General features: G+C 75.4%; 14 protein-coding genes. 7 read left to right on the plus strand and 7 right to left on the minus strand.

Annotated elements, in window-relative coordinates; translation table 11 throughout:
- Positions 1 to 63 precede the first annotated feature (63 nt).
- The 7 genes from ACFY4B_RS09080 to ACFY4B_RS09110 all read left to right on the plus strand — a co-directional run bounded on the left by ACFY4B_RS09080 (position 64) and on the right by ACFY4B_RS09110 (position 16410).
- A complete protein-coding gene (locus ACFY4B_RS09080; protein WP_387967003.1) occupies positions 64 to 5487 on the plus strand; it encodes a type I polyketide synthase in 5424 nt (1807 codons plus the stop codon).
- Between the two features lie 13 nt (positions 5488 to 5500).
- Positions 5501 to 10798: an SDR family NAD(P)-dependent oxidoreductase gene (locus ACFY4B_RS09085; RefSeq protein WP_387967004.1), complete on the plus strand. Its 5298-nt coding sequence runs from the start codon at positions 5501 to 5503 to the stop codon at positions 10796 to 10798.
- A 46-nt stretch (positions 10799 to 10844) separates the two neighbouring features.
- Entirely contained in the window at positions 10845 to 12050 is a 1206-nt protein-coding gene (locus tag ACFY4B_RS09090; RefSeq protein ID WP_387967005.1) for an FAD-dependent oxidoreductase, read from the plus strand.
- A 50-nt stretch (positions 12051 to 12100) separates the two neighbouring features.
- Positions 12101 to 13096: a quinone oxidoreductase gene (locus tag ACFY4B_RS09095; protein ID WP_049652986.1), complete on the plus strand. Its 996-nt coding sequence runs from the start codon at positions 12101 to 12103 to the stop codon at positions 13094 to 13096.
- A 93-nt stretch (positions 13097 to 13189) separates the two neighbouring features.
- A complete protein-coding gene (locus ACFY4B_RS09100) occupies positions 13190 to 14695 on the plus strand; it encodes a class I SAM-dependent methyltransferase (RefSeq protein ID WP_387967006.1) in 1506 nt (501 codons plus the stop codon).
- A gap of 19 nt (positions 14696 to 14714) precedes the next feature.
- Positions 14715 to 15371 (plus strand): CatB-related O-acetyltransferase, encoded by a 657-nt coding sequence (locus ACFY4B_RS09105; RefSeq protein ID WP_387967007.1) that lies wholly within the window; start codon positions 14715 to 14717, stop codon positions 15369 to 15371.
- A gap of 79 nt (positions 15372 to 15450) precedes the next feature.
- Positions 15451 to 16410 carry a zinc-binding alcohol dehydrogenase family protein gene (locus tag ACFY4B_RS09110; protein ID WP_387967008.1) on the plus strand — a complete coding sequence of 320 codons (960 nt, stop codon included), beginning with the start codon at positions 15451 to 15453 and terminating at the stop codon, positions 16408 to 16410.
- Positions 16411 to 16488: 78 nt separating this feature from the next.
- Here the strand turns inward: ACFY4B_RS09110 and dpgD are convergent, their stop codons facing one another.
- The 7 genes from dpgD to ACFY4B_RS09145 all read right to left on the minus strand — a co-directional run bounded on the left by dpgD (position 16489) and on the right by ACFY4B_RS09145 (position 26585).
- Positions 16489 to 17289, minus strand: a complete 801-nt coding sequence (gene dpgD / locus ACFY4B_RS09115; RefSeq protein ID WP_049652977.1) for an enoyl-CoA-hydratase DpgD — start codon at positions 17287 to 17289, stop codon at positions 16489 to 16491.
- Entirely contained in the window at positions 17289 to 18728 is a 1440-nt protein-coding gene (locus tag ACFY4B_RS09120; RefSeq protein WP_375874433.1) for a benzaldehyde dehydrogenase, read from the minus strand. Before ACFY4B_RS09120 ends, dpgD begins: the two co-directional genes overlap by 1 nt.
- A 77-nt stretch (positions 18729 to 18805) precedes the next feature.
- Positions 18806 to 20470 carry a thiamine pyrophosphate-binding protein gene (locus ACFY4B_RS09125; protein WP_387967009.1) on the minus strand — a complete coding sequence of 555 codons (1665 nt, stop codon included), beginning with the start codon at positions 20468 to 20470 and terminating at the stop codon, positions 18806 to 18808.
- Entirely contained in the window at positions 20470 to 21690 is a 1221-nt protein-coding gene (dpgC, locus tag ACFY4B_RS09130; protein WP_387967011.1) for a (3,5-dihydroxyphenyl)acetyl-CoA 1,2-dioxygenase DpgC, read from the minus strand. Before dpgC ends, ACFY4B_RS09125 begins: the two co-directional genes overlap by 1 nt.
- Before the next feature lie 85 nt (positions 21691 to 21775).
- Entirely contained in the window at positions 21776 to 22486 is a 711-nt protein-coding gene (gene dpgB, locus ACFY4B_RS09135; RefSeq protein WP_049658312.1) for an enoyl-CoA-hydratase DpgB, read from the minus strand.
- A 47-nt stretch (positions 22487 to 22533) separates the two neighbouring features.
- A complete protein-coding gene (dpgA, locus tag ACFY4B_RS09140; RefSeq protein WP_380739811.1) occupies positions 22534 to 23664 on the minus strand; it encodes a 3,5-dihydroxyphenylacetyl-CoA synthase DpgA in 1131 nt (376 codons plus the stop codon).
- 173 nt (positions 23665 to 23837) lie between these two features.
- Positions 23838 to 26585 carry an AAA family ATPase gene (locus tag ACFY4B_RS09145; RefSeq protein ID WP_387826821.1) on the minus strand — a complete coding sequence of 916 codons (2748 nt, stop codon included), beginning with the start codon at positions 26583 to 26585 and terminating at the stop codon, positions 23838 to 23840.
- Between the last annotated feature and the right edge of the window lie 8 nt (positions 26586 to 26593).

Raw genomic sequence — 26593 nt, forward strand, 5'->3', positions numbered from 1 at the left:
CGCGCCCGCCCCGGAGCCGGACGCCCCGGCAGCCACCACTCCGCCGCAGGAAAGTGATCTGAGATGGCCAACGAAGACCAGCTTCGCGAGTACCTCAAGCGGGCGGTGGCCGATACCCGTAAGGCCCACCGGCGGCTCAAGGAGCTCGAGGACGAGCGCCACGAGCCGATCGCGATCATCGGCATGGCCTGCCGCTTCCCCGGCGGCGTGCGCAGCCCCGAGGGGCTGTGGCGGCTCCTGGTCGACGAGGCCGACGCGATCTCCGAGTTCCCGACCGACCGCGGCTGGGACCTCGACTCGGTGTACGACCCCGACCCGGGCGCCGCCGGCACCAGCTACACCCGCCACGGCGGCTTCCTGGACGGCGCGGCCGGCTTCGACGCGGGCTTCTTCGGCATCAGCCCCAACGAGGCGCTGGCGATGGACCCGCAGCAGCGGCTGCTGCTGGAGACCTCCTGGGAGGCCGTGGAACGCGCGGGCATCGACCCGCAGTCGCTGGCCGGCGGCCGGACCGGCGTCTTCGTCGGCACCACCTCGCAGCTGTACGGCACCGGTTCGGACATCCCGGAGGGCGTGGACCTGTACCTGGGCACCGGCACCACCTCCAGCGTCACCTCCGGCCGGATCGCCTACCACTTCGGCCTGGAGGGCCCGGCGGTCTCGGTCGACACCGCCTGCTCCTCCTCGCTGGTCGCGCTGCACTGGGCCGCCCGCTCGCTGCGCCAGGGCGAGTGCACCACCGCGCTGGCCGGCGGCGTGACGGTGATGTCCAACCCCGGCATGTTCGTGCTGTTCAGCCAGCAGAAGGGGCTGGCCCCGGACGGCCGCTGCAAGGCCTTCGCGGGCGCCGCCGACGGCACCGCGTGGAGCGAGGGCGTCGGCATGCTGATGCTGGAGCGGCTCTCCGACGCGCGCCGCAACGGGCACCGGGTGCTCGGCGTGATCCGCGGCAGCGCCGTCAACCAGGACGGTGCCTCCAACGGCCTGACCGCCCCCAACGGCCCCTCCCAGCAGCGGGTGATCCGGCACGCGCTGGCCGACGCCCGGCTGGCGGCGGCCGAGGTCGACGTGGTGGAGGCGCACGGCACCGGCACCACCCTCGGCGACCCGATCGAGGCCCAGGCGCTACTCGCCACCTACGGCCAGGACCGCGAACTCCCGCTGCTGCTCGGCTCGGTGAAGTCCAACATCGGCCACACCCAGTGCGCCGCGGGCGTGGCCGGGGTGATCAAGACGGTGCTGGCCATGCAGCACGGCGTGCTGCCCCGCACCCTGCACGTGGACCAGCCGACCCCGCACGTGGACTGGACGGCCGGATCGGTCGACCTGCTCACCGAGGCGCGCGCCTGGCCGGAGACCGGCCGCCCGCGCCGGGCCGGCGTCTCCTCCTTCGGCGTCAGCGGCACCAACGCCCACGTCGTACTGGAGCAGGCCCCGCCGGTCGAGGCCCCGCCGGTCGAGGCCCCGTCGGACGAGGCCCCGTCGGACGAGGCTCCTGAGCCGTCGAGCGCGCCGACCGGCCCGGTTCCGCTGGCGTTCTCCGCCAAGAGCCCGGCCGCACTCCGGGACCAGGGCGCGCGGCTGCGCGAGCTGCTCGCCGCCGACCCAGCGCTCGTCCCCGCCGACCTCGCCTCCTCGCTGGCCTCGTCCCGCTCCGACTTCGTCCACCGCGCGGCGGTGGTCGGCGCCACCACCGCCGAACTCCACGGCGCCCTCGGGGACTTCGCCTCCGGTACGGCGGACGTCACCGGGCGCACGGTGTTCGTGTTTCCCGGGCAGGGCTCCCAGTGGGCCGGCATGGCCGTCGAACTCCTCGACAGCGAGCCGGTGTTCGCCGCACGGATCACCGAATGCGCCGACGCGCTGGCCGAGTTCACCGACTGGAACCTCATCGACGTCCTCCGCGGCGCCGACGGCGCACCCGGCTACGACCGGGTCGACGTCGTCCAACCCGCCCTGTGGGCCGTCATGGTCTCCCTCGCCGCCCTCTGGCAGGCCCACGGCGTCCAGCCCGACGCCGTCATCGGCCACTCCCAGGGCGAGATCGCCGCCGCCACCGTCGCCGGCGCCCTCACCCTCCAGGACGGCGCCCGCACCGTCGCCCTCCGCTCCCAGGCCATCACCGCCATCGCCGGAAACGGCGGCATGGTCTCCATCGCCCAGCCCGCCGGGGAGATCGACCTCACCCCCTGGCAGGACCGGATCTCGATCGCCGCCGTCAACGGCCCCAGCTCCACCGTCGTCGCCGGAGACGCCGACGCCCTCGACGAACTCGTCGAACGCCTCACCACCGACGGCATCCGCGCCCGCCGCGTCCCCGTCGACTACGCCTCCCACTCCGCCCACGTCGAGCGGATCCAGGACGACCTGCTCACCGCCCTGGCCGACCTGCGCCCCCGGCCCCCGAAGGTCCCGTTCTGGTCCACCCTGGACAGCCGCTGGACCGACACCGCCGCCTTCGACGCCGCGTACTGGTACCGCAACCTCCGCCACCCGGTGCAGCTGGAGGCCGCCGTCCGCGCCCTGCTCGCCGAGGGCTTCACCACCTTCGTCGAGATCAGCCCCCACCCCGTCCTCACCCCCGGACTCCAGGAGACCCTGGACGAGGCGACCGCCCCCACCGTCGCCTGCGGCACGCTCCGCCGCGACCAGGGCGGGCTCGCCCGCTTCCTGGCCTCCGCCGCCGAACTCTGGGTGCGCGGCGTGGCGGTGGACCTCTCCGGCCGCTCGGCCGGCGCCCGCCCGGTCGACCTGCCCACCTACCCCTTCCAGCACGAGCGCTACTGGCTGGAGCCCTCCTCCGGCACCGGGGACGTCACCGCCGCCGGTCTCGGCGCCACCGACCACCCGCTGCTCGGCGCGGCCCTGCCGCTGGCCGAGGGCGACGGGGTGGTGCTCACCGGCCTGCTGTCGCTGCGCAGTCACCCGTGGCTGGCCGACCACGCCGTCTCCGGCACCGTCCTGCTGCCCGGTACGGCCTTCGTGGAGCTGGCCGTCCGCGCCGGTGACGAGGTCGGCTGCGGCCTGGTCGAGGACCTGGCCATCGAGGTCCCGCTGATCCTCCCCGAGCGCGGCGCCGTCGTCCTGCAGGCCGTGGTCGGCGCGGCCGACGAGTCCGGCCTGCGGCCGGTGGCCGTCTACGGCCGCCCCCAGGACGCCCCGCACGGCGAGCCGTGGACCCGGCACGCGGGCGGTCTGCTCGCCGCCGACGACGCCCAGGCCCCCGCCGAGAGCGGGCCCTGGCCGCCGGCCGGTGCCGCCCCCGTCGACCTGGACGGCTTCTACGACCGCCTGGAACAGGCCGGTTACGGCTACGGCCCGGTGTTCCGGGGCCTGACCCGGGCCTGGCGGCTCGGCGAGCAGGTGCACACCGAGGTCCGGCTGCCGAAGCAGGCGCACGCCGACGCGGACCGCTTCGGCCTGCACCCCGCGCTGATGGACGCCGCCCTGCACGGCACGGGGCTGGCCCGCCGGGAGGGCGCGGCCGAGGGCAACGGCCTGCCGTTCGCCTGGAGCGGCGTCCGCCTGCACGGCACCGGCGCCACGGCGCTGCGGGTGACGGTCTCCCCCACCGGGCCGGACTCGGTGTCGCTGGCCCTGTTCGACGAGACCGGCGCCCCCGTCGCCTCGGTGGCCTCGCTGGCCGTCCGGACGATCTCCGCCGGTCAGCTGCGGGCCGCCCGGCGCGGGCAGCGGGACGCGCTCTTCCGGGTCGAGTGGACCCGGGTCGCGCCGGGCGACGGCGGGCGGGCCGAGCGCTGGGCGGTGCTCGGCGACGACCGGGCCGTCCCTGGGCTCCGGCTGGACGGCCTGGCCGGACTCGACCGCCTGGACTCCCTGGCCGGGGCCGCCTGCGGGCCGGAGGTCATGCTCCTGCCCGCCCCGCCGGCCGACGGCGGGTCCCCGGCGGACGCCCACCGGGTGACCGGTGAAGTCCTCGGCCTGCTCCAGGAGTTCCTCGCCGACGAGCGGTTCGCCGGGACGCGGCTGGCCGTGCTGACCGGGGGCGCGGTCGCCGCCGCCCCCGGCGACCCGGTGCCCGGCCTGGTCCACGCCCCGCTCTGGGGCCTGCTCCGCTCCGCGCAGGCGGAGCACCCCGACCGGTTCGTCCTGGTCGACCTCGACGGCACCGCCGACGCGGCCGCCACCCTGCCCGCCGCGCTGGCCTGCGGCGAGCCGCAACTGGCCGTCCGGGAGGGCGAGTTGTTCGCCCCCCGGCTGGTCCGGGCCACCCCGACCGCCGACCTCCGTCCGCTCGACCCGGCCGGGACGGTGCTGGTCACCGGCGGCACCGGCACCCTCGGCGCCCTGCTCGCCCGCCACCTCGTCACCGACCACGGCGCCCGCCACCTGCTGCTCACCAGCCGCAGCGGACCCGACGCCCCCGGCGCAGACGACCTCACCACCGAACTCACCGAACTCGGCGCCACCGTCACCGTCACCGCCTGCGACACCGCCGACCGCCACCAACTCTCAGCCCTGCTCGCCGACATCCCCACCGACCACCCCCTCACCGCCGTCATCCACACCGCCGGCGTCCTCGACGACGCCGTGGTCGAGACCCTGACGCCCGAGGCCCTCGCCCGGGTGCTGCGGCCCAAGCTCGATGCCGCCGCGCACCTGGACGAGCTGACCGCGGAGCTGGACCTGGCCGCCTTCGTCCTGTTCTCCTCCGCCGCCGCCACCTTCAGCAGCCCCGGCCAGGGCAACTACGCCGCCGCCAACGCCTACCTGGACTCGCTCGCGGCCCGCCGCCGGGCGGCCGGGCGGCCCGCGCAGTCGCTGGCCTGGGGCCTGTGGGCGCAGCCCAGCGGCATGACCGGCCACCTGGGCGAGGCCGAGCTGGAGCGGATGAGCCGGGGCGGCACGGTGCCGCTGTCCGAGCGGGACGGGCTCGCCCTGTTCGACGAGGCGCTGGCCGTTCCCGCCCCGCTGGTGGTGCCGGCCGCGCTCGACCTCGCGGTGCTGCGCGGGCGGACCCCGGTGCCGCACCTGCTGCGCGCGCTGGTCCGGCCGGCCGCGCGGCGCGCCGCCCGGTCCCGTACCGGGGAGGACGGCGGCCGGCTGGCCGAACGGCTGGCCGCGCTCTCCGGGGCCGACCGCCGCCGTGCCGCGCTCGACCTGGTCCGGGCGCAGATCGCCGGGGTGCTCGGGCACTCCTCGGCCGAGCAGGTCGATCCCGAACTCCCGTTCAGCAAGCTCGGGTTCGACTCGGTGACGGCCGTGGAGCTGCGCAACCGGCTCTACCAGGCCTCCGGTCTGCGGCTGCCCGCGACGGCGGTCTTCGACTACCCGACGGCCGGCGCGCTGGCCGAGCGGATGCGGGCGCTGCTGCTGCCCGAGGCGGAGGCCGACGGCGGCACCGACGGCGGCACCGCCGAGGAGCAGGCCGCAGAGGAGGCCCGGGCGGCCGAGATCGACGGCATGGACATCACGGACCTGGTCGAACTGGCGCTGGGCACCTCGGTGGACCCCGCAGGCGTCTGAGGAAGAGGACAGCATGACTACCCCGCCGGAGCGGATCGTCGAGGCGCTGCGCGCCTCGATCAAGGACAACGAGCGGCTCAGGAAGCAGAACGAGCGGCTGTCGGCGATCGCCGACGAGCCGATCGCCGTCACCGGCATGGCCTGCCGGCTGCCCGGCGGGGTGCGCACGCCCGAGGACTTCTGGCGGCTGCTCACCGAGGGCGGCGACGGCATCGGGCCGTTCCCCGCCGACCGCGGCTGGGACCTCGGCGAGCAGAGCGCCACCGCCCAGGGCGGGTTCCTCTACGACGCCGCCGAGTTCGACCCCGGCTTCTTCGGTATCGGCCCGCGCGAGGCCCTCGCCATGGACCCGCAGCAGCGGCTGCTGCTGGAGACCTCCTGGGAGGCCGTCGAGCGGTCCGGCATCGACCCGCTCACCCTGCGCGGCAGCCGGACCGGCGTGTTCGCCGGCGTGATGTACCACGACTACGCCGCCCGACTGGACGAGGTGCCCGACGAGGTCGCCGCCTACCTGGGCAACGGCAGCGCGGGCAGCGTCGCCACCGGCCGGGTCTCGTACGCGCTGGGCCTGGAGGGCCCGGCCGTCACCGTGGACACCGCCTGCTCCTCCTCGCTGGTGACGATCCACCTGGCGGTCCAGGAGCTGCGCCGCCGGGGCTGCGACCTGGCCCTGGCGGGCGGCGTCGCGGTGATGTCCACGCCCGGACTGTTCGTGGAGTTCACCCGGCAGAAGGGCCTGGCGGCGGACGGCCGGTGCAAGGCCTTCGCGGACGCGGCGGACGGCACCGGGTTCTCCGAGGGCGTCGGCATGCTGATGCTGGAGCGGCTCTCCGACGCCCGCCGCAACGGGCACCCGGTGCTGGCGGTGCTGCGCGGCAGCGCCGTCAACCAGGACGGCGCCTCCAACGGGCTGACCGCGCCCAACGGCCCGGCGCAGGAGCGGGTGATCCGCCAGGCCCTGCTCTCCGCCGGTCTCACCGCCGCCGACGTGGACGCCGTCGAGGCGCACGGCACCGGCACCCGGCTCGGCGACCCGATCGAGGCCCAGGCGCTGCTCGCCGCCTACGGCCAGGACCGCGAACGGCCGCTGCTGCTGGGGTCGGTGAAGTCCAACATCGGCCACACCCAGAGCGCGGCCGGGGTGGCCGGGGTGATCAAGACGGTGCTGGCGCTGCGGCACGGCGTGCTGCCCCGCACCCTGCACGTGGACCGGCCGTCCTCGCACGTGGACTGGTCGGCGGGCGCGGTGGAGCTGCTCACCGAGGAGCGGGAGTGGCCGCAGACCGGCCGCCCGCGCCGGGCCGGCGTCTCCTCCTTCGGGATCAGCGGCACCAACGCCCACGTCATCGTCGAGCAGGCCCCGGAGGAGCAGCCCACCGAGCAGCCCACCGAGCAGCCCGCCGAGGAGCAGGCCCCGTCGGCCGGCACCGGCGCCCCGTGGCTGCTGGCCGGCCGCACCGAGGCCGCCGTACGGGCCCAGGCCGGGCGCCTCGCCGAGCACCTGGACGCCCACCCCGCGCTCGCGGCCGTCGACGTCGCCCACTCGCTGGCCACCGGCCGCTCCGCGTTCCCCCACCGCGCGGTGGTGGTCGGCGCCGACCGGGCCGCGCTCGCCGCCTACGCCGCCGGGCAGGACCCGGCCGCCGTGGTGGCCGGTACGGCGGACGTGACCGGCCGGACGGTGTTCGTGTTCCCCGGGCAGGGTTCGCAGTGGGTCGGCATGGCCGTCGAACTCCTCGACAGCGAGCCGGTGTTCGCCGCCCGGATCACCGAATGCGCCGACGCGCTGGCCGAGTTCACCGACTGGAAGCTGATCGACGTCCTGCGCGGCGCCGAGGGCGCCCCCGGCTACGACCGGGTGGACGTCGTCCAGCCCGCCCTGTGGGCCGTCATGGTCTCCCTCGCCACCCTCTGGCAGGCCCACGGCGTCCAGCCCGACGCCGTCATCGGCCACTCCCAGGGCGAGATCGCCGCCGCCACCGTCGCCGGCGCCCTCACCCTCCAGGACGGCGCCCGCACCGTCGCCCTGCGCTCCCAGGCCATCACCGCCATCGCCGGAAACGGCGGCATGGTCTCCGTCGCCCAACCCGCCGAGGACATCGACCTCACCCCCTGGCACGACCGCATCTCCGTCGCCGCCGTCAACGGCCCCACCTCCACCGTCGTCGCCGGAGACGCCGACGCCCTCGACGAACTCGTCGAACACCTCACCACCGACGGCATCCGCGCCCGCCGCATCCCCGTCGACTACGCCTCCCACTCCGCCCACGTCGAGCGGATCCAGGACGACCTGCTCACCCTGCTCGCCCCCGTCACCCCGCGCGGCGCCGACATCCCCTTCCACTCCACCGTCGACAGCCGGTGGCTGGACACCACGACGATGGACGCCGCCTACTGGTACCGCAACCTCCGCCGGACCGTCCGGCTGGAGGAGGCCGTCCGCACCCTCGCCGCCGACGGCTTCACCACCTTCGTCGAGATCAGCCCCCACCCCGTCCTCACCCCCGGACTCCAAGAGACCCTGGACGAGACGGCCGCGCCCACCGTCATCTGCGGCACGCTCCGCCGCGACCACGGCGGCCCGACCGCCTTCCTGGCCTCCGCCGCCCGGCTGCACGTCCGGGGCGTCCCGGTCGACTTCTCCCCCGCCCTCGCCGGGGCCCGCCGGGTCGACCTGCCCACCTACCCCTTCCAGCGCGGCCGCTACTGGCTGGAGGGGCCCCGCGAGGACGCCTCGGCCGGCGCCCTGTTCCGGACGGTCTGGCGGCCCGTCGGGGGCGCCCGCACCGGCCGCCCGGACGGCCCGATCGCCGTCCTCAACGCCGGGCCCGGCTCCGCCGCCGGGCTGGTCCCGTACGCCGACCTGGCCGCCCTCGCCGCCGCCGAGACGGTCCCCGCCACCGTCCTCTACCACCTGCCCGCCGCGGCGGGCCCGGACGCCGGGCTGCCGACGGCCGTCCGCGCCGCCGTCAACGGGACCCTCGACCTGCTCCGCGCCTGGCTCGCCGAACCCCGGCTGGCCGCCTCCCGCCTCGTCCTGGCCACCCGCCGCGCCGCCGGCCCCGGCCTGGACGACCTCGCCCTGGCCCCGGTGTGGGGGCTGGTCCGCTCCGCCCAGGCGGAGTACCCGGGCCAGTTCGCCCTGCTCGACCTGGACGACTCCGCCGCCTCCGCCGCGGCGGTCCCCGCCGCCCTGGCCACCGACGAGCCCCAGCTGGTGATCCGCGACGGCGTTCCGCACGCGGCCCGCCTGCTGCCCGTCCCCCACGAGCCGGCCCGCCCGATCGACCCGGCCGGAACGGTGCTGGTCACCGGCGGCACCGGCACCCTCGGCGCCCTGCTCGCCCGCCACCTCGTCACCGAACACGGCGCCCGCCACCTGCTGCTCACCAGCCGCAGCGGACCCGACGCCCCCGGCGCCGCCGAGCTCACCACCGAACTCACCGCCCTCGGCGCCACCGTCACCGTCACCGCCTGCGACACCGCCGACCGCGACCAACTCGCCGCACTGCTCGCCGACATCCCCACCGACCACCCCCTCACCGCCGTCATCCACACCGCCGGCGTCCTCGACGACGGCATCCTGGACTCGCTCACCCCCGACCGGGTGGACACCGTGCTCCGCCCGAAGGTCGACGCCGCCGCCCACCTGCACGACCTGACGGCTGGCCACGACCTGGCCGCCTTCGTGCTGTTCTCCTCCGCCGCCGCCACCCTCGGCAGCGCGGGCCAGACCAGCTACGGCGCGGCCAACGCCTTCCTCGACGCGCTCGCCGAGCGCCGGTGCTCCCGGGGCCTGCCCGCGCAGTCGCTCGCCTGGGGCCTGTGGGCGCAGCCCAGCGGCATGACCGGCGGGCTGGACGAGGCCGAGCTGTCCCGAATGGTCCGCGGCGGGGTGGCCCCGCTCTCCTCCGCCGAGGGCCTGGCCCTGTTCGACGCCGCGCTGGCGGCCGGGGACGCCACCCTGGTGACCGCCCGCCTGGACCTGCCCGCCATCCGCCGCCGGGCCGCTCCCGGGCCGCTGCCCGCACTGCTGCGCGACCTCACGGCCGGTACGCCGGCCCGGCGCCAGGAGCCGGCCGGGGAGTTCCCCGAGGACACCGCGGGCCCGTCCGCCGCCGAGCGGCTGGCCGGGCGGCTGGCGGACGCCGGGGAGGTGGAGCGGGAGCGGATCCTGCTCGACCTGGTGCGCGGCGCGGTGGCCGGGGTGCTCGGCCACGCGGGGCCCGAACAGGTCGACCCGGGGCGGCGGTTCCTCGAGCTCGGCTTCGACTCGCTGACGGCGCTGGCGCTGCGCAACCAGCTGGGCGCGGCCACCGGGCTCCGGCTGGCCACCAGCCTGATCTACGACCAGCCCTCCCCGGCGCTGCTCGCCGCCCACCTGCGCGAGCGCCTCGCCGAGCGGGCCGACGCCGACGCCGACGCCGACGGCCGGACCGCCGGAGCGGGCACCACCACAGGCGCCGAGCCCGACGGCCCGCTGGCGACGCTCTACTGGCAGGCCTGCGAGCAGGGTTCCTCGATGGCCGCGCTGGACCTGCTCAAGGCCGCCGCCGGCTGCCGGCCCTCGTTCCGGACCGCCGAGGAGGCCCCGGCCGCCGAGCCGGTCCGGCTGGCGCAGAGCCCGGACGGCCCGGTGCTGGTCTGCCTGCCGTCCTTCGGCCCGGTCTCCGGCCCGCACGAGTACGCCCGGTTCGCCGCCGCCTGCCGCGGCCGCCGCGAGGTCCTGGTGCTGCCCCAGCCGGGCTTCCTGGCCGGTGAGCTGCCGCCCGCCGACCTGGACGCGCTGGCCGGCCTGCACGCCGGGTCGGTGCTCCGGCACACCGGCGGCCGGCCGTTCGTCCTGGTCGGCCGCTCGGCCGGCGGCTGGATCGCGCACGCGGTCGCCGCCCGGCTGGAGCGGCTCGGGACGGGCCCGGCCGGGCTGGCCCTGGTCGACAGCTACGACCCGGACTACGACCAACTGCCGCTGCTGGAGCCGTCGATGTCCGCCGCGATGAAGGACCGCGAGTCGGCCTTCGCGCTCGCCGACGACACCCGGCTGGCCGCGATGGGCGCGTACCACCGGCTCTTCGCGGGCTGGCGCCCGGAGCGGATCGCCGTACCGACCCTGCTGGTGCGGGCGGCCGACCCGTGGACCGAGGAGATCCGGGAGTCGGCCGGCTGGCAGGCCGTCTGGTCGCTCCCGCACACCGCCCTGGACACCCCCGGCGACCACTTCTCGGTCCTGGAGGACCACTCCGACACCACCGCGCGCACCGTGCTGGCGTGGCTGGCCGACGCCGTCGAGCCCGCCCTCAGACCCCTCTGACGGCCGGCCGCTGATCCACCGTTCGAACCTCCTCAGGAGACAGCTCATGAAGATCGTCATCATCGGTGCAGGGCTCGGCGGCGTCGCCTCCGCCCTGGCGCTCACCCGCTCCGGCCACCAGGTCGAGCTCTACGAGCAGGCGGACGAGCTCCGCAAGGGCGGCTACGGGGTGATCCTGTGGCCGAACGCCACGGGCATCCTGACCCAGCTGGGCATCGACCACACCGACCTCGGCCACCGCCTCGACCGGGTGGACATCACCTCGGAGACCGGCCAGCCGCTGGTCAAGGTCGACCTCGACCGGATCGCGCGCGACTTCGGCTCGCCGAACAAGGTGATCCGCCGCAGCGAGCTGGTCGAGGTGCTGGCCGCCGCGCTGCCGCCGGGCGTGCTGCGGTTCGGCGCCCGCGCCACCGTCATCGACGAGCCCGCGCCGGGGACGGACGGGCCGGTCGCGATCACCTTCGAGGACGGCCGGCGGATCGAGGCCGACGTGCTGATCGGCGCGGACGGCCACCGCTCCTTCGTCCGCGAGCACCTCTTCGGCTTCTCGCCGGCCGAGCACACCGGCTGGGCGACCTGGCACGGCACCACCCCGCTGCCGGTGGAGCTGACCAACAGCAACCGGGTGCAGACCATGGCCGGCGAGCACGGCCTGTGCGTGATGCACCCGCTCGGCGAGTCCATGCTCTACTGGGCCTTCGAGACGCCGTGGGCGGACGGCGACGCGGTCCCGCCCGGCGCGCCCGGCTCCCCCGACGGCACCGGCCCGCTCGGCGCCGACGGCCGGCCGCAGTCCGCGGTGGCCAACCTGCGGGCCCGGTTCGCCGGCTTCTCCTCCCCGCTGCCGGAACTGCTGGAGTCGATCAGCGACGAGGACGTCCAGGTCTTCCCGCACATCCTGCACCAGGTCCCCAAGGTGTGGGGGCGCGGCCCGGTGACGCTGCTCGGCGACTCGGTGCACGCCGTCCCGCCGCGCACCGGCATGGGCGCCAACCAGGCGCTGGAGGACGCCTGGGTGATCGGTCGGGCGCTCTCCGGCCAGGGCTCCCCCGCCGAACTGCTGCGCCGCTACGAGAAGATCCGCCGCCGCCGGGTCAAGATGCTCTACCACTACGCCGCGGCGACCGGGAAGCAGGGCCAGTCGGTGCCCGGCCTCTTCAAGCGCTCCAAGGACGGCATCTCCTTCACCGGGTTCCAGCGCTTCCAGATCAAGGCCTTCAGCAACTACCTCAACGCCAAGCCGCGCTGACGGTCCGTCAGTTCACACGCCACCCGTTCCCAGAGAGAGTGACACCCGCCATGAAGATCATCCGTCAGCACGCCTACGGCGGCCCCGAGGTGCTGGAGCTGGAGGACCTCGAACTGCCCGAGCCCGGCCCGGGCCAGGTGCTGCTGCGCACCCACGCCGCGGCCGTCACCTTCTTCGACATCCTCAACCGGCGCGGCGACCTCGCCAAGCGCGACTACTACCGGGCCGACGCCGCGCTCCCGCTGGAGCCCGGCTACCAGGGCTCCGGCTACGTCGAGGCGCTCGGCCCGGACGTGACCGGCGTGCGGGTCGGCGACCGGGTCGCCTGGGCCCTGGCGGCCGGCTCGTACGCGAGCCATGTCATCGCCCCCGCCGCGCAGTTGATCCCGGTGCCGGAGGACATCGACCTCGGCGAGGCGGCCGGCCTGCCGGTGCAGGGCCTGCTCGCGTACAAGCTGACCCACGAGGCGTACCCGCTGGCCGAGGGCGACTGGGCCCTGGTGCAGTCGGCGGCCGGCGGCGTGGGCACGCTGATCACCCAGTTCGCCCGGATGCGCGGCGCGCGGGTCATCGGCGTGGTCTCCGCCGAGGAGAAGGCCGTCGTCGCCAAGGAGGCCGGCGCCGAGGCGGTGATCGTCTCCGGCGGCACCGAGGACGTGGCCGCCGAGGTCAAGCGGATCACCGGCGGCGAGGGCGTCCGGGTGGTCTACGACGCGGTCGGCAAGGACACCTTCGAGGCGAACCTCGACAGCCTGGCCCCGCGCGGCTACCTGATCAACTTCGGCCAGGCGAGCGGCTTCGTCCCGCCGCTGGACCTGATGACGCTGAACGACAAGGGCTCGCTGTTCGTCACCCGCTTCTGCCTGCCGCACTTCTTCGACGAGTCGTGGCCGCCGCTGAACTTCCTGGAGCGCTGCTTCCAGTGGATGCGCGAGGGGAAGCTGACCGTCCGGATCGACTCCCGCTTCCCGCTCGGCCAGGCCGCCGAGGCGCACGCCGCCGTCGAGGAGCGCCGCACCAGCGGCCGCGTCCTGCTCATCCCCTAACACCCCCCTACACCCCCTGAATTCCCCTCAGAACACGCTTCTCGCACCATATTCGGATCTGCCTCGCAGACCGGGACGGGTAGGCTCCGCACCATGAGTGACACGAGCGCGATTTCGGTCGCGCGCGCCACGATCGACGAATTCACCGGCTCGACCCCCGCCGAACTCGACGGCGTATTCCGCCGGCTCGCCGCGGAATTCCAGGCGGACGGTTCCCTCCGCCCGGACGCGCTCGCCGGAATTCCGGCCCTGCTGGACGCGCTGGACACCGTCCCGCCCGCACACCAGGCCAGGCTCGCCCTGCTGCTCGGGCTGCTGGCCGAGGCCGCCGGCCCGGACGGCGGCTTCCCCGCCCACGAGGCCGTCCGGGCCGGCCTGGACCGCTACCTCCGGCTGCTGTCGGACGGCGGGACGGACGCCGGCCGCGGCGCCGCCCTGTTCTTCCTGCTGGGCCACTTCCCCGAGGACGGCGAGCGGATCCTCGCCGCCCTCCCCGGCACCGGGGTGGACCGGGACGACCTGTCCCGGCTGGCCCGCTGCCTCCAGCCGTGGGAGACCGCGGACGCCGCGACCCGGTGGAACCTCGGCCGGGTCTTCCCCTCCCCCGCCGTCTGGGGCCTGACCGAGCAGGAGCGGGCCACCGCCCCCGCGCTCGACCAGTGGCTCGGCCTGCCCGCCGAGCGCACCGCCGAGCTGTGGGCGACCGAGACCCGGGCGCTGCTGGCCTACTCCGGCGCCAAGGCGGTCTGGGCCTGCGAGCACGGCGCCACGGTGTCCCCGTTCGTGGTGCCCGCCCCCGAGGAGGAGCGGACCGCCGAGCCGTCCCCGGCCGCGGACGTCCTGCGGGGCCACGCCCGGGCCGTCCGCTGCCCGCGCTGCCGGCAGCCGCTGACCGGCGGCGCCGAGGCCGCCGTCTGCACCGGCTGCGAGGCCGTATTCCCGTCGGTGGACGGGCTGTTGGACTTCCACGACCAGCCGTCCGGCCCGAGCGACCCGCTGCTGGCCGGCCGGTACGAGCGCGGCCTGCGGGCCGGGTTCGTCCGGATCATGGGCGCCAACTGGGGCGGCTGGGTGTCGCTCGACGACGAGGACGCCTACCTCAGCGAGCACGTCCGGCCGGTCGAGGGCCCGGTGCTCGACCTGGCGGCCGGCGCCGGCCGCTGGACCAGGGTGCTGGCCCGTTCGCTCGGCGAGGAGCGGGTGATCGCGCTGGACCTCTCCGCCGAGATGCTGGCCCAGCTGCGGGCCAAGCTGGACCGGGTCCTCACCGTCCGCGGCAGCGCCCTGGAGCTGCCGTTCGAGGACGCCTCGCTGGGCGGGGTGAACTGCTGGAACGCGCTGCAGGCCATCCCCGACCCGGAGCGGGCGATCCGCGAGGTCGGCCGCTGCCTGCGCCCGGGCGGCACCTTCACGGTCATGACCTTCCGTCAGGCCGCCGACCCGCTCTACCGACAGTTCCAGAGCCGGCTGGAGCGCCAGGCGCACCGCGGCTCCTTCGACCCGGAGCAGCTCACCGGCTGGCTGGCCGGCGCCGGGATGACCGTGCGCGACCTGTCCGGCCCCGGAAACTTCCTGTTCGTCACCGCCGTCAAGGCATAGTCCCGCACGAGGAGAGGCCATGCCCGTCAGCCCCGACCCTTCCCAGACGTACCTTCCGGGAATGGACAACAAGGTGGTGTTCCTGAAGAACCTGATCAGCTCGCCGCTGATCGAGGTGGGGGAATTCACCTACTACGCCGACATCGACGACCCGGCGGCGTTCGAGACCCGGAACGTGCTCTACAACTTCGGGCCCGAGAAGCTGGTGATCGGCAAGTACTGCGCCATCGGCACCGGCACCCAGTTCATCATGCCGGCCGCCAACCACCCGATGATCGGCTCCACCACCTACCCGTTCTTCATGTTCGGCGGGGACTGGACCGCGCGGACGGTGGACGCGCTGGCTACCGTCGCCAGCCGCGGCGACACCGTCATCGGCAACGACGTGTGGATCGGCCGGGAGGCCGTGATCATGCCGGGCGTGACGATCGGCGACGGCGCGATCATCGGCACCCGGGCCGTGGTCACCTCCGACGTGCCGGCCTACGGCGTGGTCGGCGGCAACCCCGGCAAGCTGATCAAGAAGCGCTTCGAGGACGCGGACATCGACCGGCTCACCCGGATCGCCTGGTGGGACTGGCCGGTCGAGGCCGTCACCGAGCACGTCCGCACCATCTTCACCGGCTCCCCCGCCGAGCTCGAACTGGCGGCCAAGGAAGCCGGTCTGATCAACTGATGTTTTCCCCGGTCCCCGGCCGCCCTCGGCCGGGGACCGGCGTACGTTCGGCCCGATCACCTGTGAATGGAGTAGCACCATGGACGCCGCAGTCCTCCACACGCTCGGCAAGCCGCCCCGCTTCGAGCGGTTCCCCGAGCCGACCGCGGGCGAGGGCGAGGTGCTCGTCCAGGTCCTGGCGGCCGCGCTCAACCCCTCCACCAAGGCGGTGGCCGGCGGCGGCCACTTCGCCAGCTCCGACAACCTGCCCGCGGTGGTCGGCCTGGACGGCGTCGGCCGACTGGAGGACGGCAGCCGGGTGTTCTTCGGCGGGGCCCGCAAGCCGTACGGCTCGATGGCGCAACTGACCGTCGCCCGCGCCCCGTTCACCTGGCCGGTGCCGGACGGCGTGGACGACCTCACCGCCGCCGCGCTGCCCAACCCGGCGCTCTCCTCGTGGATACCGCTGGAGCACGCCGCCAAGCTGCAGCCCGGCGAGACCGTCCTGGTGCTGGGCGCCACCGGCGCCGCCGGCAAGCTCGCCATCCAGATCGCCAAGCACCTGGGCGCCGGACGGGTCGTCGCCGCCGGCCGCAACCAGGAGGTCCTGGACACCCTGGGCTCGTACGGCGCGGACGCCACCGTCCCGCTGAACGGCACCCAGGAGGAGATGGCCGAGGCCTTCGCCGCCGCGGCCGGCGACACCGGGTACGACGTGATCCTGGACTACCTGTGGGGCAAGCCGACCGAGGCGCTGCTGACCGCGATGACCCGCAAGGACTTCCACCTGAAGAGCTCCGGCCCCCGGCTGGTGCAGATCGGCGAGTCGGCGGGCGCCACCATCGAGCTGTCGGCCGGCACGATCCGCAGCGCGGGCCTGACCATCGTGGGCGGCGGCTTCCCGCCGCCGCAGGCGTTCCTGGACATGTTCAACCGCCTGATGGCGGGCGCCGCCGCCGGTGAGATCCGGATCGACACCCGGGCGGTGCCGCTGGCGGAGATCGAGCAGGCCTGGCAGGCCGAGGACACCGGGCACAAGCGCCTGGTCGTCGTCCCGTAGTCGACGCGGTCACCGCACGACGACCGAGGCCGCCGCCGGATTCCCGGCGGCGGCCTCGTCGTTGCCGTCACTGTCGCGTCAGGTGCCGGTCCACTCCGGTTCGCGCTTCTCCAGGAAGGCCAGCGGGCCCTCCTCGGCGTCCCGGCTGTGCATCCGGCGCTCCTCCCAGACGTAGCGGGTGGCGAAGGACTGCTCCAGCGGCGTGGTGAGGGCCTTGGCCGCCGCCTCCTTGACCGCGCGGACGGACAGCGGGGCGCAGCGCAGGATGTCGCGCACCCAGCCGTCCACGCAGTCGTCCAGCTCCCCGGCCGGCACCACGTCGTTGACCAGCCCGTACTCCAGCGCGCGCCGGGCGCTCAGCCGGCGGCCCGTCATCAGGTGGCCCAGCGCGGCCCGGTAGGGCAGCTGCTGGGCCAGCCGGAACACCCCGCCGGCGCCGGCGATCAGGCCGAGCTTCGCCTCGGGCAGCGCGAAGACGGCGTCCTCGGCGGCGACGATGATGTCGCAGGCCAGCGCCAGCTCGAAGCCGCCGCCCATGGCGAAGCCCTGGACCCGGGCGACGACCGGCTTGGAGAGCGCGAACCGCTCGGTGAGCCGGGGGTAGCCCGGCTTGCCCCGGCTGCCGAAGGTGGAGGTGGCGGTGCCGGCCCTGACCCGTTCGGCCAGCTCCTTGAGGTCCTGGCCGACCGAGAAGGCCCGGTCCCCGGCGCCGGCCAGCACCACCACCCAGACCTCGGGGTCGGCCTCGACCTCGTCCCAGATCCCGCACAGCTCCTCGTGCATGCGCAGGTCCATCGCGTTCAGCACCTCGGGCCGGTCGAGGGTGACGTACCCGACCCGGCCCTTCCTCTCGTACCGCACCCGTGTCGGCTCGGCCATCAGAACGGGTACCTCGCCGGGGTCTCGCGGACGGTCAGCCACTGCCACTGGGTGTACTCGTCCCAGCTGTGCTCGGAGCCGTGCCGGGTGCCGTTGCCGGAGGCGCCGCGGCCGCCGTGCGGCACGTGGGCCTCGTCGTTGATGGTCTGGTCGTTGACGTGGACCATGCCGGTGCGCAGCCGGTCGGCGATCGCCCGGCCGCGCCGCACCGAGCCGGTCTGGACGGCGGCGGTGAGCCCGTACGCGGTCCGGTTGGCCAGTTCGACGGCCTCGTCGTCGTCGGCGACCACGGTGACCGGGGCGACCGGCCCGAACACCTCCTCGGTGAAGGCGGGCATGTCGGGGGTGACGCCGGCCAGCACGGTCGGCTCGAAGAACGGGCCGCGCCGGGCGCCGCCGGCCAGCACCACGGCGCCGGCCGCCACCGACTCGCGGACGATCCGCTCGACCCGGTCGAGCTGCCGCTCGCCGATGACCGGGCCGAGGTCGACCTCCTCGCGGAAGGGGTCGCCGAGGCGCAGCTTGCGGGCGCGGTCGGCGAGCAGCTCCAGGTACCGGTCGGCGACGGCGCGGTGCACCAGGTGGCGCCCGGCGGCCATGCAGATCTGGCCCTGGTGGAAGAAGGAGCCCCAGGCCCCGGACGAGGCCGCGGCGTCGAGGTCGGCGTCGTCGAGGACGATCAGGGCGTTGTTGCCGCCGAGTTCGAGCGAGACGCGCTTGAGCATGCCGCCGGCGACCGCGCCGATCCTGGCCCCGACCTCGCTGGAGCCGGTGAAGGCGATCATCGGCACGTCGGGGTGGCGGACCAGGGCCTCGCCGACCTCGGCGTCGCCGGGCAGGACCTGGAGCAGCCCGGCGGGCAGGCCCGCCTCCTCGAAGAGCCGGGTGATCACCCGGCCGCCGGAGACCGGGGTGTGCACGTCGGGCTTGACCACCACGGCGTTGCCGAGGGCCAGCGCGGGGGCGACCGCGCGCATCGCCAGCACCAGCGGCACGTTCCACGGGCTGATCACGCCGACCACCCCGAGCGGCACCCGGCGGGCGAAGCTCTCCCGGCCCGGCTCGGAGGCCAGCAGGTGGCCGTTGGGGCGGGTGGGCAGCGCCGCGGCGGACCACAGCTCGTCCAGGACGGCGCCGACCTCGAAGTCGGCCTTGCCGCGCACCGATCCGCCCTCGCGGACCAGCAGGTCGACGATCTCCTCGCGGTGGCGCTCCAGCACGGCGGCGGCGCGGCGCATGACGGCGGCGCGCCCGGTCGGCGGGGTCGCCGCCCAGCCGGGCTGGGCCTGCGCGGCGGCGGCCACGGCGGGGTCCACGTCCGCGGCCGCGGCCAGCGAGACCACGGCGATCGGGCGCCCGGTGGCGGGCTCCCGTACCTGGAGCTCGCCACCGGAGAGTGCCGGGTCGAGCCCGGCGTCCAGCTGAATGAGACCGCTCATCGCGGCCACCTCCCTTGTCAGTGGTTCGGCCCCGACGAACGGCGTACCGGGGCGTGTCCGTCGGGCACGCCCCCGGTTCAACGAGGCGGGGTGTGCCCGGTGATGGGCACGTCGACCAGGAGCGGCGCGGTCGCGGACGCCGACTTGGCGACGATCTCGGTGAGTTCGGCGGGGTGGGAGACCCGGACGGCCTCGATGCCGAAGAACTCGGCGGCGGCCCGGAAGTCCAGCCGGTGGCGGCCGCTGTCCGGGCCGAAGGCCAGGTCCAGGCCGAGGTAGCGCCCGCCCCGGGTGGAGCGGCTGTCCCAGGTGTCCAGGGTCTCCTTGAGGGTGCGGTACTCGCCGTTGTTCATCACCACGAAGGTCACCGGGACGCGGTAGTGGCCGGCCGCCCACAGGCCCTGGAGGCCGAACATCGCGCAGCCGTCGCCGAGCACGGCGACCACCGGGCGGCTGTCGTCGCCCATCCGGCGGCCGACGGCGGCGCCGATGCCGTGGCCGAGGCCGCCGCCGACGGTGTGCAGGTACGAGCCCGGGCGGTCCTGGCGGAGCACCTGGCGCAGCCGCAGGCCGGTGGTGATGGCCTCCTCGACCACCACGGCGTCCTCGGGCAGTCCGGCGGCCACGGCGTGGGCGGCGGCCAGCGGGTCGAGCGGGCCCGGTCCGTACGCGGCGAGCGCGGCGCGGTCGGTGGCGGCCCACCCGGCCGCCGCCCGCCGGCCGGCGGCGGCGGTCCGCTCGGCGGCCCGCGGGACGCGTCCGGCGAGCTGCTCCGCGAGGGCGGCCAGGGAGGGCCGAAGCGCGCCGTGCAGGCCCAGTCGGACGCCGAAGTTGCGGCCCAGTTCGGCGGCGTCGGCGTCCAGTTGGAGGACGGTGGTGGTCTCCGGGATCGGCGAGCCGGGGGTGTAGTGGTGGGCCATGAAGGCGTGGGTGCCGACGATCAGGACGGTGTCGTGGGCCGCCAGGGTCTCCCGGATCGCGGCGTGGGTGGCGCCCAGCATGCCGCCGTACAGCGGGTGCGAGGTGGGGAAGTCCAGGTTGTCGTTCATCGGCTGGTGGTACGTCACCGCGCCGAGCGCCTCGGCGAGCGCGGTCAGTTCGGCCACCGCGCCGTCGCGGCCGACGGCGTCCCCGGCCACCAGGGCGGGGCGCTCGGCGGCGGCCAGCAGCCCGGCGGCGGCGGCGAGTTCGGTGGCCGGGCCCTGCGGGGCGAGGGTGGAGCGGCCGGGCACCTCGACGTCGACGTCCTCGGTGAGCAGGTCCATCGGGATGGACAGGAACACCGGCCCGGCGGGGGCGCGCCGGGCGGCGGCGAAGGCCCGGGTGAGCATCAGCGGCAGGTCGTGGGCGTGCTGGACGTCGAAGGTCTGCTTGACCGCCGCCGAGGCCAGGCCGATCAGGTCGCCCGAGAGCATCGGGTCGCAGGCCAGGTGGCGGCGGTCCTGCTGGCCCGCGGTGACGACCATCGGGGTGCGCGAGCGGCTGGCGTTGAGCAACCCGACCAGGCCGTTGGCGAGGCCGGCCGCGATGTGCAGGCTGACGAAGGCGGTGCGGCCGGTGGCCCGGGCGTAGCCGTCCGCCATGGCGACCACCGAGCCCTCGTGGGCGCCGAGCACGTAGTCGATGTCCCCGGCCGCGCTGAGCGCGTCGGTGAAGGGCAGTTCGCTGGTGCCGGGGTTGCCGAAGACGGTGGTGACGCCCTCGGCCCGGAGGATCTCCAGCATCGCCTCGACCGGGCGCATCAGGCGTCCTTCGCCGGGCGGCGGGTCCACGACGCGCCGACCTTGGCGATCACGTCCAGCCCGTACAGCCGCAGGGCCTGCTGGAGGGCGAACTCGGCGAGGTAGTGGCGGAAGGTCTCGACGGGCTCCTCGGCGTGGTGGAGCATGTGCCGGTTGGCGACCACCGCGGGGCTGGCCAGCCGGGCGGCGGCGGCCTCCACGGCCGCGTCCATCGCCTTGGGCTCGACCACCTCGTCGAACAGCGCGGCGGCGTCGGGCTCGCGGGCCCAGATCTTGCGCCCGCCGAGGATGACCTGGCGGGAGACCCGGCCGCCGGCGAGCCGGGTGAGGCGCAGGTTGCCGAGGCCGGGGACGATGCCCTCCTGGGCGGCGGGCAGGCTGAAGTAGCTGTCGGCGGCGGCGATCACGTGGTCGAAGACCATCAGCAGCTGCGCCCCGCCGCCGATCGCGAAGGTGTCCACGGCGGCCACCCAGGGCTTCTCCAGCGTGCGCTGCGGCCAGGCGCGGTCGTCGTCGACCAGCAGGCCGCGGTAGATCTTGCTGATGTAGCCGATCTCGCGGCGCATCAGGAAGTCCGCGTACGAGATGGTGCCCTCGTGCAGCTCGGTGAGGTTGATCCCGGCGCTGAACACCCGGCGGCCGAGGTAGCGCCGGTGGGTCATCTCGCCGCCGCGCAGGACGCCGACCTCGGTGGCCGGGTCGAGCAGGACGAGGTCCACCGCGGTCTCCATGTCCTCGACATGGGCGTTGGTCTCGGCGTTCAGGCAGTGGTCGTTGTGGACGGTCACGTGGGCGGTGCCGTCGCGGCGCTCGATCCGGACCACGCCGAGGTCGGCGCTGCCGGTGCGGCTGAACTCCGGGAGCAGGGCCAGCGCCCGCTCGGTGGGGCGCAGCATCGCGTCGATCAGGTGCCGGCCGCACTCGGGGTGGGCGAGGACGGCCTGGAGGAAGATGCCCTGGTCGATCTCCAGGCCCTCCTTGTCGGCCTGCCGCAGCCCGTGCTCGGCGGCCAGCTGCGCCTCGCCGGGCACCAGGCCGGGGTGGCGTTCCCCGGCCCGGCGCAGCAGCTCGTCCAGTCGCAGGTGGACGGTGCGCTCCTCGGTGAGCGCACCGTAGACCTCTGCGACGTGCTCCCGCAGGAAGCGCTGCCGGGACAGCCTGGCCTCCGGGGCGGTGTCCACGCTGCGCGCGGTGTCCAGGGTGAAGACTGGGACGGTCATGACAGCTGTTTCCCTCGGTGGATCGGGTACGGGTCGGGTCGGGCGCCGGCCGGCCCGGGCGCGGGACGGTCGGGCGCCGGACGGGTCAGGCCCGGTCGGCGGACTGGTTGCGGAGCGTCCGGTCGCAGGCCGCCAGGTGGGCGCCGAGCGACTCCTCGAAGCTGGTGGTGGTGGCGTCCAGCAGCAGCCGGCGGCGGATCGCCAGTTCGCCGCCGACCAGCCCGCCGAGCAGCGCGCCGGCGCTCTCGACGGCGGCGGCGACGCCCGCGCGGTCCTCGACGACCCGGTCGAACAGGCCCAGCTCGGCGCCCTCCGCCGCGGTGACCTCGGTGCCGAACAGCACCAGGCGGCGGGCGCGGGCGACGCCCAGCTGCTGGACCAGGCGGTGGACGGCCATGCCGGGCCACAGCCGGCCGGCGGTGACCGCCGGGCTCAGCCGGGTGTCCGCCGTGGCGATCCGGTGGTCGGCGGCCAGCAGCAGGTCCAGCGCCGGGCCCGCGCACTCGCCGGCCGCGACGGCGAGGACGCCGGCCGGGACGCGCTCCAGGCGGCGCAGCGCGCGCTCCCACTTGTTGACCAGGTGGATGCCGACCTCGCCGGGCCAGGCCTGCTCGCGGACGCCGGCCGTCCCCTCGACGTGCAGCACGGCGAAGGTCGCCCGGTCGGCGTCCTCCAGTTCGTCGCAGACCTCGACGACCTGGCCGATCAGCTGCTCGGTCAGCGGCGCGGAGCAGTCGATCAGGACGTGGCGCCCGGCCGACCCGGTGCGTTCGGGAAGCAGTTCGCTGACGGACATGGGAATTCCTCTTTCGGAAGGTGCGGGCTGTGTCTGGTGCATTCCGGTCAGTACCGGACGAGGGCCGTCTCGATGGTCGATCCGGGGCCCATCGTCATGAAGACCCCGAGGTCGCCGGGCCGGACCTGCCCCTCGGCCATCAGCCGCTCGTAGGAGAACAGGAACGAGCCGCTGGAGAGGTTCCCGTAGTCCCGCAGCACCCCGGTGGTGTGCCGGACGTCGTGCCGGGTCAGTCCGAGGTTGATCTGGACCGAGTCGATGACCTTCTTGCCGCCGGAGTGGACGATCCAGTGGGCGATGTCGCTGCGCCGCAGGCCGGTGTCCTCCAGCAGCCTGTCGACGACGAGTTCGGCGTGCGCGCCGACCACGTACGGCACGTCGCGGTCCAGGAAGAAGCTGAACTTGCCCTGGTCGTCGTCCCAGTCGTAGCGCATCGCGTCGACGGCCTCGGGGATGATGCGGCTGGAGAACTTGAGGACGGTCGGGCCCTCGGCCCGCACGCCGCTCTCCGGGCGGTCCAGCTGGCCGTCCGGGTCGGCCATCAGGATCACCGCCGCGGCGCCGTCGCCGAACAGGCTGTTGACCACCGCGGTGCGCATGGTGCCGTCGAAGACGTAGGCCGCCGAGCAGGTCTCGACGCAGACCATCAGGGCCGGTCGCCCGGGGTTGGCGGCGGCCCAACCGGCCACCGCGGTCAGGCCGTTGAGCCCGGCGTTGCAGCCCATGCCGACCACGTCGAGCCGGCTGGTCCGGACGTCGAGGCCCAGTTCCTTGATCAGGTGGGCGGAGAGTCCGGGGGTGAGCAGTCCGGTGGTGGTGACGCAGCAGATGTAGCCGATCTCGGAGAGGTCGAGGCCGGTGCGGGCCACGCACTCGCGCACCGCCCGCGCGCCCGTCTCCACGCCCGACGCCCGGTGCTTGCGGAGGAGTTCGCCCTGGGTCTCCATCCGGCGCCCGCCGTCCGGCCCCTCCGGCGGGAGAATGAGGAAACGGCGGTCGATCGCGCTGTTCATGAAAAGCGACCGAATGCGCTGGTCGGTTATCCCGAATATGTCGAGGATATCGCTCTGCGCATAGGAGTCCGGCGGGTTCGCGGTGGCGATGCCGATGATCCGGGGCAATGCCCCGTCCTGTTCCGCGAGCGGTGGCACGTCCTTCTCTGACAAGGTCAGCGCCATGTCGCCCCCCTTTCTGGAAAATTCCGGCCATGGACGACTGACAGACGCATTCCAGCAGGGGCGGACCCGCTCGAACACCCCGGTCCGCCCCTTAGGGCCCCCTGTCCCGGCGGGGCCCCCTGCCCGGCCCCGCCGGGGCTCGACCAGGGGCCCGCCGGGGGCCCGGCCGGGGCTCAGCCGGCCCGGGTCAGCGCGCCCATCGCCGTGGGCAGGTCGACCCGGGAGCTGACCCGCAGCTTCCGGTAGGCCCGGGTCAGGTGCTGCTCCACGGTGCTGACCGTCACGTACAGCCGCTTGGCGATCTCCCGGTTGGTGTAGCCGTGCGCGGCCAGCTCGGCGACCCGGCACTCGGCGTCGCTGAGCACCGCGTCGGACACCGCCGGGGCGCTCTCCCGGGCCGACTGGTCGCCGCCGCTGCTCCAGCCGAACTCCACGCCCAGCAGCCGGGTGAGCGGCTGGGCCTGGCACTCCTCGGCCAGCATCCAGGCGCGGCGGGCGGTGAGCCTGGCCCGGCGCAGCTCGCCCAGGTCGTGGTAGGTCCTGGCCAGGTCGGCGAGCGCCCGGGCCAGCTCGTACCGGTCGCCGGCCTCCTGGAGCACGTCCGCGGCCTTGCGCAGCAGGGCCGGGCGCTGGCGCAGGTCGCCGGTGGCGGCGAGCTGGCGCATCGCCACGCCCCGCGCCCGCGGCGCGCACTGGTCGACCATCGCGAGCTGCTCCTCCAGCAGGCGCCGGGCCCCGTCGCGGTCGCCCAGCTGGAGCATCGCCTCGGCGGCCTCGCCGCGCCAGGCGACCAGGCCGGGCACGTCCAGCCCCCACTGGCGCATCAGCTCGCCGCAGGCGAGGAAGTCGCCGAGCGCGGCGTTCAGGTGGCCGGTGGCCAGCTGGTACCGGCCGCGGGCCTGGAGGTAGTGGAGGCCGTAGCGGCTCTGCAGCATCGCCTCCGGGACGGGCAGGTTGAGCTGGTCGGCGGCCTCGTCGTGGCGGCCCATCGCGGTCAGCGCGGTCAGCAGGCTGGCCAGCGCGCCGCCGACCGCCACCCCCCAGCTGCCGGCCGGGATGATCTCCAGCGCCTGCCGGGCGTACCGCTCGGCGCCGGGCAGGTCGCCCTGCCGTACGGCGATCTCGGCCCGGATGGTCGCCAACCGGGCCTGGCGCCCCGGGGACTGGCGGGCGGCCGCCTCCGCGATCAGGCCGTCGCACCAGGGCGCGGCCCGGTCGGCCCGGTCGCCGTAGGTCAGCGCGAGCAGCGCCGACTCGACGGTGTCCATGCCCGTCTCGTCCAGCCGGGAGGTGCGCAGGATCCGCTCGGCCTCGGCGACCGCCTGCTCGGACGGGCCGCGGCTGAGCACCGAGTCCAGCGCGGTGGCCGCCTCCAGCCGCCAGCTGACCGCGGTGGACGGCGCCGGGCGCGGGTCCGGCTCCTCCTCGGCGGACGGCACGTGCGCCAGCAGCGGCGCGTACCAGCAGCGCAGCCACGGCCGGGTGGTCCGCAGCTCGGCCGCGGTCTCCGGGTCGTGCGGACCGCTCTCCAGGCCGAGCCGGGACAGCACGTCCCTGGCCTCCTCGAAACGGCCGTGCCACAGCAGGGCCTTGGCGAGCACCAGGCCGTCGCTGGGGCGCAGGTGGCCGCGGTGCAGGGCGGTGGTGAGCTCGGTGAGGTGCGGGGTCGGGGCGCCCGGGTTGATCCGCCACTCGGCGCGGACCAGGGCGGTCCTGATCCGGGCCAGCCGGGGCCCGTCCGCGCAGACCCGGCAGGCCAGCCGCAGGTACTCGACGGCCTGGCCGACCCGGCCCTCGGCCAGCGCCAGCGTGGCGGCCTCCTCCAGTACGGGGACCGTCCAGGCCTCCTCGACCCGCCCGGAGGCGAGCAGGTGCTCGGCCGTCGCGGCCGCGGCGCCCCCGCCCGCGTGCAGCAGTCCGGCGGCCCTGCCGTGCAGTTCGGCCCTGCGCTCGGAGCCGGTGTCGAGCAGCACGGCGGCCCGGGCGGCCGGGTGGCGGAAGCCGTCGGGGGCCAGCAGGCCGCAGTCCGCCAGCTCGCGCAGGCCGCGCGCCGCCTCCGCGCCGTCCACGCCGAGCAGCCGGCCGACCCCGTCCGGGGCGCCGAGCACGGCGAGGGCCTGGACGAGCGGGAGCAGCCCGGGGGCGCTCCGGTGCAGCAGGTCGCGCACCGCCTGCCCGTAGCCGTCGGCGACGGCCAGCCCGCCGTCGTCGGTGCCGGCCCGCACCGCCGCGAGCTGGCCGTCGAGCAGGGCGGTGAGCAGCAGCGGGTTGCCGCCGCTGATCCGGTGGCAGTCGGCGGCGAGCCGGTCGGCGGCCTCCCGGCCCAGGCGCTCGGCGACCAGCCGCTCCACGCCGTCGGGGGTGAGCAGGGGCAGGACCAGGCTGTGGCAGCCGGGGCGGCGCAGCAGCTCCTGGTGGAACTCGGCGGTGCGGTGGGCGGCCCGGCCGGTCCGGCCGAGGACGGCCATGATCCGGGAGCGGCCGAGCCGGCGGGTCAGGTGGGAGAGGCAGGCCAGCGAGTCCGGGTCGGCGTGCTGGACGTCGTCCACCACCAGGGCGAGCGGCTGCCGTTCGGCCAGGTCGAGCAGCAGCGCGCTCAGTTCCCGGGCGGCCGGCTCCCGCCGGTCCGGGCCGGCCGCGAGCAGTTCGCGGACGGCGGCCCGCTGCTCGGCCGGCACCGGGGCGCCGCGCAGCAACTGGCCCAGCACGCCGAGCGGCAGGCCGGTCTCGGCGGCCGACCCCACCGCCGTCAGCGGCAGGACGCCCGCCCCGGCCGCCTGCTCGACGAACTCGTCCAGCAGGGCGCTCGTTCCGGTGGCCGCCGGGCCGCTCACCACGGCGATCCGTCCCCTGCCCCCGACCGCCTCGGTCAGCAGACCGGCCAGGAAGGCCAGGTGCTCATCGCGTTCGACCAGCATCATTGCTCAGA

The sequence above is a fragment of the Kitasatospora sp. NPDC001261 genome (genome assembly GCF_042896795.1).
Classification (GTDB): domain Bacteria; phylum Actinomycetota; class Actinomycetes; order Streptomycetales; family Streptomycetaceae; genus Kitasatospora.